Source organism: Acinetobacter sp. RG5 (genome assembly GCF_031844265.1).
Classification (GTDB): domain Bacteria; phylum Pseudomonadota; class Gammaproteobacteria; order Pseudomonadales; family Moraxellaceae; genus Acinetobacter.
Map to the genome: position 1 here is coordinate 251,422 of NZ_JAUZUV010000004.1, position 7,256 is coordinate 258,677.

Genomic DNA, 7,256 nt, shown 5'->3' on the forward strand with positions numbered 1-7,256 from the left:
TTAAACCAGATTGGTTTTATCATTCTGGACAAATTTTTCACTGAGTTGCTGATAGATCGGAGTTTTTTGGAAATTCTCTAAAAAATCAATCGTACCTTGTGGAAATTTATCCTGTTGAATTTCGCCACGATAATAAGCCTCACGCATCGGCGTGGCGGATAAGGCATCTTCCAGGCTGTCAAGTTCGACCATTTCCCATTCCGGGAAAAATTTTAAATAATAAGAAGAATCATCTTTAAAGTGCCCAATCAGCCCGACTTTGGCATTTGGTTCACTAACCTGGTTCACCAGCGATTTCACCAGCTTTTGCCATTTTTCATCATTATAAACATCTATGACTTCTACAAATTTGATCCGAGCTTGATCTTCAGGACTAAAATTTGACAGGATCATGGCTTCTCGCTCCGAAGCCAAAAATGGATTCTTGATATTGCGTTCATTTTGCGCAGAACCGAGAGCCAAAATCACATGTTGACTGTGTTGCAGGGCAATGTTAATCGTTTGCATGTGTGCCAGATGAAAAGGCTGAAAACGGCCAATGAAAACCAGATAATCAAATGTATAGTTCATAAGGGATCAGTTTTTTATGACTCATGAGTTGTGCTGCCCCAATAAATATGCGACATAATCATTCCCATAAAATCAAATTAAGTTTTAAAGCAAGGATAGTACGATGACACTGAGCTGTATTCAACAACCTCATGAGCATTTGAATGCGAATTTAGAACATGGTGTACTCACTTTAGCCATTAATCGTCCGGAAGCGAAAAATGCGTTATATAGCGAGCTTTATTTATGGATTGCGAAAGCCTTGGATGAAGCAGATCAGGCGCCTGAAGTTCGTGTAGTTGTATTGCGTGGTCAGGATGCAGACTTTAGTGCGGGCAATGATATGCAGGATTTTATGAAATCTGCTGCGAAGAAAGGTCAGGCACCCGCTGCTGAAGGCCCGCCGTTTGTTTTACTCAAATCTGCTGCAAAATTTTCCAAGCCTTTGATTGCTGCGGTGCGTGGTGTTGCAATCGGCATTGGCGTGACGATCTTATTACATTGTGATCTGGTCTATAGTGACAATACTGCCCTGTTCCAGATTCCATTTGTCAGTCTGGGTTTATCGCCTGAAGGCGCTTCAAGCAAGCTGTTGATTCAGCAAGCGGGTTATCATAAAGCGGCCGAATTATTGCTGACTGCGCAAAAATTCAATAGCGAAAAAGCACTCGACGCAGGTCTGGTAAATAGCATTGAAGAAGATGTTTACACTAAAGCAGCAGCACAAGCTGCCCAGCTCTCTGCCCTGCCATTAGCATCACTGGTGCAATCTAAAACCTTGATGAAACACAATGTGAATGAAATTGTAGAATGGATTGACCATGAAGCAGAAATTTTCATGCAGCGTGTTGGCTCGCCAGAAATGCTGGAAGCGGTTCAAGCGTTTATGCAAAAACGTAAACCTGATTTCACACAATTCAACTAATTTTCAAACTTATGAGTTCAACGAGGTGGTTTAGACTGCCTCAATCTTTTATTTTTCTAAGAATCTGAAGTATGCCAAATCAAAACTCCCAAACCTCTTCCGAAACAACAGATAGTTCAAATCCAGAAAAGAAACGTTATTACGAACCTGCACCTCAAGATATAGATATAGATAATTTTCGTAAGGTGATTGAAAGCCGACGTTCGGTGCGTAAATTTACCAAAAAGCCAATTCCTGTCGAAATTCTGGATGCCTGTCTGGATCTGGCGTTATTGGCCCCAAATTCGTCGAACTTGCAGCCTTGGACTTTTTATGTGGTACAAAATCCGGGCAAGAAAAAACGTCTGGTCAAAGCCTGTATGAGTCAACTGGCAGCCAAAACAGCTTCTGAGCTAATTGTCTGTATCGCACGTACCGACCGTATCGATGAAATGGCGAAACGTAATGTGAATGAATTTCCATTTCCAGAAGCTCCGCCCGCGATTAAGAAATACTATAAATATATTCCCTACAACTATAAGACTGGTTATCTGAATGCTTTTGGTAACTTTAAGAAAGTGGCTTTCAAAGTTGCCCGTACACTGGACAAACAAATGCCAGTGTCTGCTTTCAGCCCAGCTGATGCGAAACTGTGGGCGACCAAAACGACGGCGCTTGCTTGTGAAAATCTGGTTTTAGCCTTGCGAGCCTATGGTTTTGACAGCTGTATGATGGAAGGTTTCGATGAGCCGATGGTTCGTGAAATTCTGAAATTAAATGATGAACAGTATCCGGTCATGGTAATTGGTGCGGGTGAACGTGCCGAAGATGGAGTATTCTTCCCGCAGTACCGTTTTGATCGTGAACTGTTTATTCAGAAGATTTAAGCTTCGTATCTATACAAATTAAATACCTTAAATCTGATAGATATCTTGTGACATGGATGTCACATAATTCACTCTTTATGCGCTACAAACGATATAAGATAAATCTTAAGGGAAACTTCATATTTTTTATTAATGCTCTTTCATAAGCTGTTTTTTACTCAGCTCCAAGTTGTATATTCCAGCAATCAAATTGAATCTCAAGCCAAGTCTTTTTCCTTTGTTACGATATCGTGCAGCCAGGATCTTTAAAGCTTTCACACTACCAAATACATGCACAATTCCGATTCTTCTTCCATTAATTTTTTGATTATAAGTTTTGAGTTCAAGATCCAATTTAGTGATTTCTCTAGTTAAATTTCTTTTTAATCGAGAATTAAGCTGAACTAAAAAGTTTAAAAAAATTTTACACAATCACACAAAATGTCTATTGCGGAATCTAAAAGATAGTTTATTTTTCTTCTATTTTTCATGAAGATAATTTTTATACTTTTAAAGTATAAAAAAATTAAAATATTAAATATCAATATAAAACAATATCTTAATATGCTTTAAAAAGACTTACAAAACTATCTTAAGCTTACTGAATTAAAGTTAAGGCAAAAAGAAAGATGAATTTTCCGAAATAAAAAAATGCTAACCGGAACAAATATTTAAGTATTTCTTAATTGAAAATGGTATTTTTTGTGATAGATCATTTAATCATTAAGATGATTTAATCAGTTCGCATAATAACAATAGATAAATAAAAAAAAATGTGACTGAAATTTTGGCTCTCTAGTTCTTTTATAAAAAGAGGCTCGAAGAAGCAAAAAAGAATTAGAGGGTTCATCTTAAAAAGAAGTTAAATAGGAGGTGAAGACGTACTGAAGATAAGATTCATAACCTTATAATAGGATAGTAAATATTTTGAAATAAAATGCATTTTTTAAACAAATTAAAAAGACCCTAACATATAGAAGAGTTGAGGCCATGACAAAAAAGTACAGTAAATTTTTATCCATTCCTACAGATTTTAATTTAGAAGATTCACCCTATCATTGGATTAGTCAAGTGCATACCCAATATGTGCAAAATGTTGACTATACCTTAAAGAAATACGGTTTAGACAATTCTCGCAGACGTATTTTGCTGGCATTAAAATTTAAAAATAGAGCGAGTATTTCTGATTTATCTGACATGTTGATTTATAAGATGTCGACCACTACTAAAATCATCTATCGCCTAAAAGATGAGGGATTAGTACATACTTATTCCTGTGAGGATGATGCACGAATTACCCGAGTATTATTAACCGAAAAAGGTCAGCAAATGATTAAAAAGATTAATGATCTTAGCGTTGTTGTACTAGAGCAATCTTTCGATGGTTTAACACCGTTGCAAATTGAAAAAATGCTACACAGTCTTAAGCATATTTTCCGCAATCTAGCTCCTTCGCATTAGTTGAATTAAAGGGAAATTAAAGTATATAAAAATTGAGTTAAAATGAGGGGAAATTATATTTTTTAAATTTCAGGAAATAATATTATAATAATTCGCATAAAAGATATCTATTTAAAATAATAGATATCTTTTATAATTAAAAAAAATAATCATCTGTTTAATTAATATTTATATAATAACAACATTTAAAAAATTAATTCAAATCATAAATTATTTTAACTAGATCAAAGCCAATTACGGAACAGCATTAAAATTTAATCTAGATTTAAACCTAGGAGCAAACTAATGAAAATAAAATATCTAGTAATCTGCGTTATCTGCTTATTAACTGGCTGTCAAGCAACGGCACCGCTTATGAAGAATAGTATCACTTTTGTTGTAGGGCCATCCGACTTTGAGCATAACTTTGTTTTTAAAAACAATTGGCCATTGTGTCGTAATTTTTATGATAGCGATGGAAATATGCCTGTAAAAAGAAAAACTAAATATTTAACTACAGATAACACTTGTAAAGTATCTCCTGAAGGTTATGTGCCTGAACAAATTATTATTGAATATGCCCCTTGGTTGACTTATGAAGAGCAAATAAAAAAAGGATATGGTGTTCCTGAAGAACTACGTTATGCTCAAGGAGAAGAGGCAGCAAAAAAAAGACTCGCTATAATGGCAGCGCAACAGGAAGGTGTAGCAAAAATCCCAGCCACAGCATGGAACCGTATTGTACTAACTCCTCCTCAAGAAGTAGAAAAATATAAGTACCAAGTTTCTGAAGGTAAAGGCAACCGTAGTCAAGGTAAAGAGATTCATTACCTCATTTCCCTGAATCCCGATGGTAGCTACGACATAAAAACCAAATTGTATTGGGTCTCAAAATATCAAGAATTCTGGAATTGAATTTCAATTGTAAGCCTATGATAAAGTCCGTTTGATTTCAGAGGTTTCTACTTATATAGATAGCTATATATACCTAACTCAAGCTCATATTGTTCTCAATTTCCGATAATCAATCCAGTTACAATGAAACCCGACGGGTACACGAACCGGTAAATGAATGGTTGCAATCGGTCCTGTCGTCATCTGCTGTGCATCCAGAATCACCACTTTGGATGGGCATCCGTCTAGAGCATGAACATAAGACATGAGCCAGCCCTCATTTTCAGCTTGCGCCCCTTCCCGTGCGACGAATATCACCTCTCCTGTTACCCAGTTTTCTCCAAAAGAATAGCTTTCTGAATTGCCAGTTTCCACATCATGGCTCAAAAGAGTATTGCTGCTGACATGAAAAGGATCATCAAACTCGCCAAAGGAAATAGTGTAGACATAGTGATAAGGCCGTCCGGTATAAGCTTCATTAATCTGTGGGAATTCCTGTTTCATCTCGGATAATATCGTCCGAACCACTTTTCCAGTACCGTGTTCAAAAATGAATCGTTCTAGCCGAATATCCTGATCTTCAATCGGTCCCTGAATCGAACTGACCAAGGCTTTAGAGTGCACCACCACATCCATAACCACATCACCAGAATCCAGCTCATAAGCATTCACGGTATGAAAAATAAAACAGGGATCAATCTCATACCAGCGAATATCAATTGCTTTACCGCCAAAAGGCAATATACCAATGCGTGCCTGCCGTTTTGGATTCCATTGATATGGCAACATTGAACCCTTTAAAGCACTGCGTACAGAAAAGTTCACATTCAGGTCCAGAATCAGCACCTGAGATCTGGTAATGGCACAATCATGAATCATCGGACCATGTTTCACTGGAATGTCGACATAATGTTTCAACTTACCTTTTGAATCTATCTGCAAATAAAAAACTTTGTTCTGACTTAAAGCATCATAACAAATCGCATGAATATCGCCCGTTTCAGGATCAATATGCGGATGGGCAGTAAATGGAAAATCCTGATCATCTTCAAATAAATGATGTCGTTTTGACTCCAGTGCAGCATTCAACTCAACTGGATATGCACCCGCTTCTACCAGTGCCCAGATTTTTCCGGCAAAGTGGATGACATTGGTATTGACTGCATCCGCGACACCTCGCGTTTTACCGGGAATTTGTGGTCGATGAAGTTTTTTCTGCACACTGGCAGAACCGATATAACTGCTTTTATACCAATGTGCCTCACCACCCTTCAGTCTGAGCGCATGCAACATGCCATCGCCCGTAAACCAGTGATAGTTGCGTGGGTTTTTGACTGTAATAGGATTTGGACCAATCCGCATTAATGCGCCATCCAGTTCTGCAGGAATTTGCCCTTCAACCTTTAAATTTGTGGAAAAGTGTTCCTGCCGCTCTGGTGCAAATATACCTTCCAGATAGGGATTTTCATGCGAATACGGAATGCGGCTGTGCAGGATTTCTGCACCGTACTGGATAGATTTACTGAGGGTATTCTTAAGCACACTGCTCAGCAGTTTTGGCCACGGCATTGTTATTTTCCTTATTGTATTTTTTCTTTGGATTATTCTGGAAGAAATGATAATAACAAAAGCAGGTCGGCTGGTTTCTGAATCTAGATTAACGGCGCGCTAAGTTAAACGCGCCGCAGCAGAGCATCAATTTTATAATTTTAGACTTTGATATCCAGAAGCTGAATAAACTCAAAGGCCGGCTCTTCATAAGGATGACTTTCTTTCAGCGCCTTGGCCACTTCGACCGCCTTTTCATCAGGCACCAAAATTTCTACCCGCCATTCTTCCACCTGTTCCAGTTTACCCACTTCACCAATATGAGGATCTGCACCTTCCTGTGGTTTAAACTGTCCGGTTCCTAAAACTTGCCAGGCACAGTCCGTATACTCACCAATGCCGCCTGCCCCTGCTGCAAATATCGCATTCTTGGTGTCTTCCAAATTTTCATCCGGCACGTAATAAATCAGCTTTAACATATATTCCTTCCTGAAATTCAGATACTTGCCGTATTATTAAGGGCTTGGGTAATCATCTTCAATGCAGGATTTTGAGAATTCTTGTTAAATGTTGCATACAAGCCCAGTTTTGGCAGTGCCTGATCAGTCTGGACAATTTTCACATGATCATTCAAAAAACGCAGTAAATATTCGGGCGCAAAACTAAAGCCCATGCCCATATTGGTCAGATTGATGTGTTGCAAGACATTGGTCACCCACAACAGCTGTTCATGTTCGAACTGATCAATGCAGAGCAGTTTATCCAGCTTTTCATAAAATACGGGAGATGCGTTCTGCTCGCACATAATCATATTGTGATTTTTCAGTTCCTGTAATTTCAGGATTCGATCCATAGGATGTAAATGCTGAGCGGCAACCAGATAAATTTGCTCGGTTAATAAATGAATATTGTCAAAATCGGGATGATCCAGATGAAAACGGGTAATACACAAATCCAGTTCAGCATTTTTTAGCCGCTGAATCTGTTCCATACAGGTCAGGCTATGCAGATGGATTTTTAAGTCCGGCATGTTTTTTTTAAGCTGTGCCAGAATC

At 38.1% G+C, this 7,256-nt stretch carries 8 protein-coding genes; 4 read left to right on the top strand and 4 right to left on the bottom strand.

Going from position 1 to position 7,256, the window contains the following annotated elements:
- Positions 1-570 carry a nicotinate-nicotinamide nucleotide adenylyltransferase gene (locus tag Q9R21_RS06755; protein WP_311203975.1) on the bottom strand — a complete coding sequence of 190 codons (570 nt, stop codon included), beginning with the start codon at positions 568-570 and terminating at the stop codon, positions 1-3.
- Between the two features lie 103 nt (positions 571-673).
- On the opposite strand from Q9R21_RS06755, the gene Q9R21_RS06760 reads away from it, so the two are divergent.
- From Q9R21_RS06760 to Q9R21_RS06780, 4 genes are all read left to right on the top strand, one after another.
- Entirely contained in the window at positions 674-1,474 is an 801-nt protein-coding gene (locus tag Q9R21_RS06760) for an enoyl-CoA hydratase-related protein (RefSeq protein WP_004279091.1), read from the top strand.
- Positions 1,475-1,545: 71 nt separating this feature from the next.
- Entirely contained in the window at positions 1,546-2,340 is a 795-nt protein-coding gene (locus Q9R21_RS06765) for a nitroreductase family protein (RefSeq protein WP_311203976.1), read from the top strand.
- A 969-nt stretch (positions 2,341-3,309) separates the two neighbouring features.
- The gene (locus Q9R21_RS06775) at positions 3,310-3,780 is read left to right on the top strand and encodes a MarR family winged helix-turn-helix transcriptional regulator (RefSeq protein WP_311203977.1); all 471 of its coding nucleotides are present in this window, start codon (positions 3,310-3,312) and stop codon (positions 3,778-3,780) included.
- A gap of 285 nt (positions 3,781-4,065) precedes the next feature.
- A complete protein-coding gene (locus Q9R21_RS06780) occupies positions 4,066-4,674 on the top strand; it encodes a hypothetical protein (RefSeq protein ID WP_311203978.1) in 609 nt (202 codons plus the stop codon).
- A gap of 84 nt (positions 4,675-4,758) precedes the next feature.
- Here the strand turns inward: Q9R21_RS06780 and Q9R21_RS06785 are convergent, their stop codons facing one another.
- The 3 genes from Q9R21_RS06785 to Q9R21_RS06795 form a co-directional block, all read right to left on the bottom strand.
- Positions 4,759-6,222 carry a carotenoid oxygenase family protein gene (locus Q9R21_RS06785; RefSeq protein WP_311203979.1) on the bottom strand — a complete coding sequence of 488 codons (1,464 nt, stop codon included), beginning with the start codon at positions 6,220-6,222 and terminating at the stop codon, positions 4,759-4,761.
- A gap of 140 nt (positions 6,223-6,362) precedes the next feature.
- A complete protein-coding gene (locus Q9R21_RS06790; RefSeq protein WP_114540869.1) occupies positions 6,363-6,680 on the bottom strand; it encodes an NGG1p interacting factor NIF3 in 318 nt (105 codons plus the stop codon).
- Between the two features lie 17 nt (positions 6,681-6,697).
- Positions 6,698-7,256 (bottom strand): LysR substrate-binding domain-containing protein (locus Q9R21_RS06795; RefSeq protein WP_311203980.1); only part of this gene is annotated, 559 nt, incomplete at its 5' end.

What these genes read in the sequence shown, in the direction of transcription:
- Q9R21_RS06760 (WP_004279091.1), top strand. Translation starts at nt 674, where the DNA reads ATGACACTGAGCTGTATTCAACAACCTCATGAGCATTTGAATGCGAAT.
- Q9R21_RS06780 (WP_311203978.1), top strand. Translation starts at nt 4,066, where the DNA reads ATGAAAATAAAATATCTAGTAATCTGCGTTATCTGCTTATTAACTGGC.
- Q9R21_RS06790 (WP_114540869.1), bottom strand. Translation starts at nt 6,680, where the DNA reads ATGTTAAAGCTGATTTATTACGTGCCGGATGAAAATTTGGAAGACACC.
- Q9R21_RS06775 (WP_311203977.1), top strand. Translation starts at nt 3,310, where the DNA reads ATGACAAAAAAGTACAGTAAATTTTTATCCATTCCTACAGATTTTAAT.
- Q9R21_RS06785 (WP_311203979.1), bottom strand. Translation starts at nt 6,222, where the DNA reads ATGCCGTGGCCAAAACTGCTGAGCAGTGTGCTTAAGAATACCCTCAGT.
- Q9R21_RS06765 (WP_311203976.1), top strand. Translation starts at nt 1,546, where the DNA reads ATGCCAAATCAAAACTCCCAAACCTCTTCCGAAACAACAGATAGTTCA.
- Q9R21_RS06755 (WP_311203975.1), bottom strand. Translation starts at nt 570, where the DNA reads ATGAACTATACATTTGATTATCTGGTTTTCATTGGCCGTTTTCAGCCT.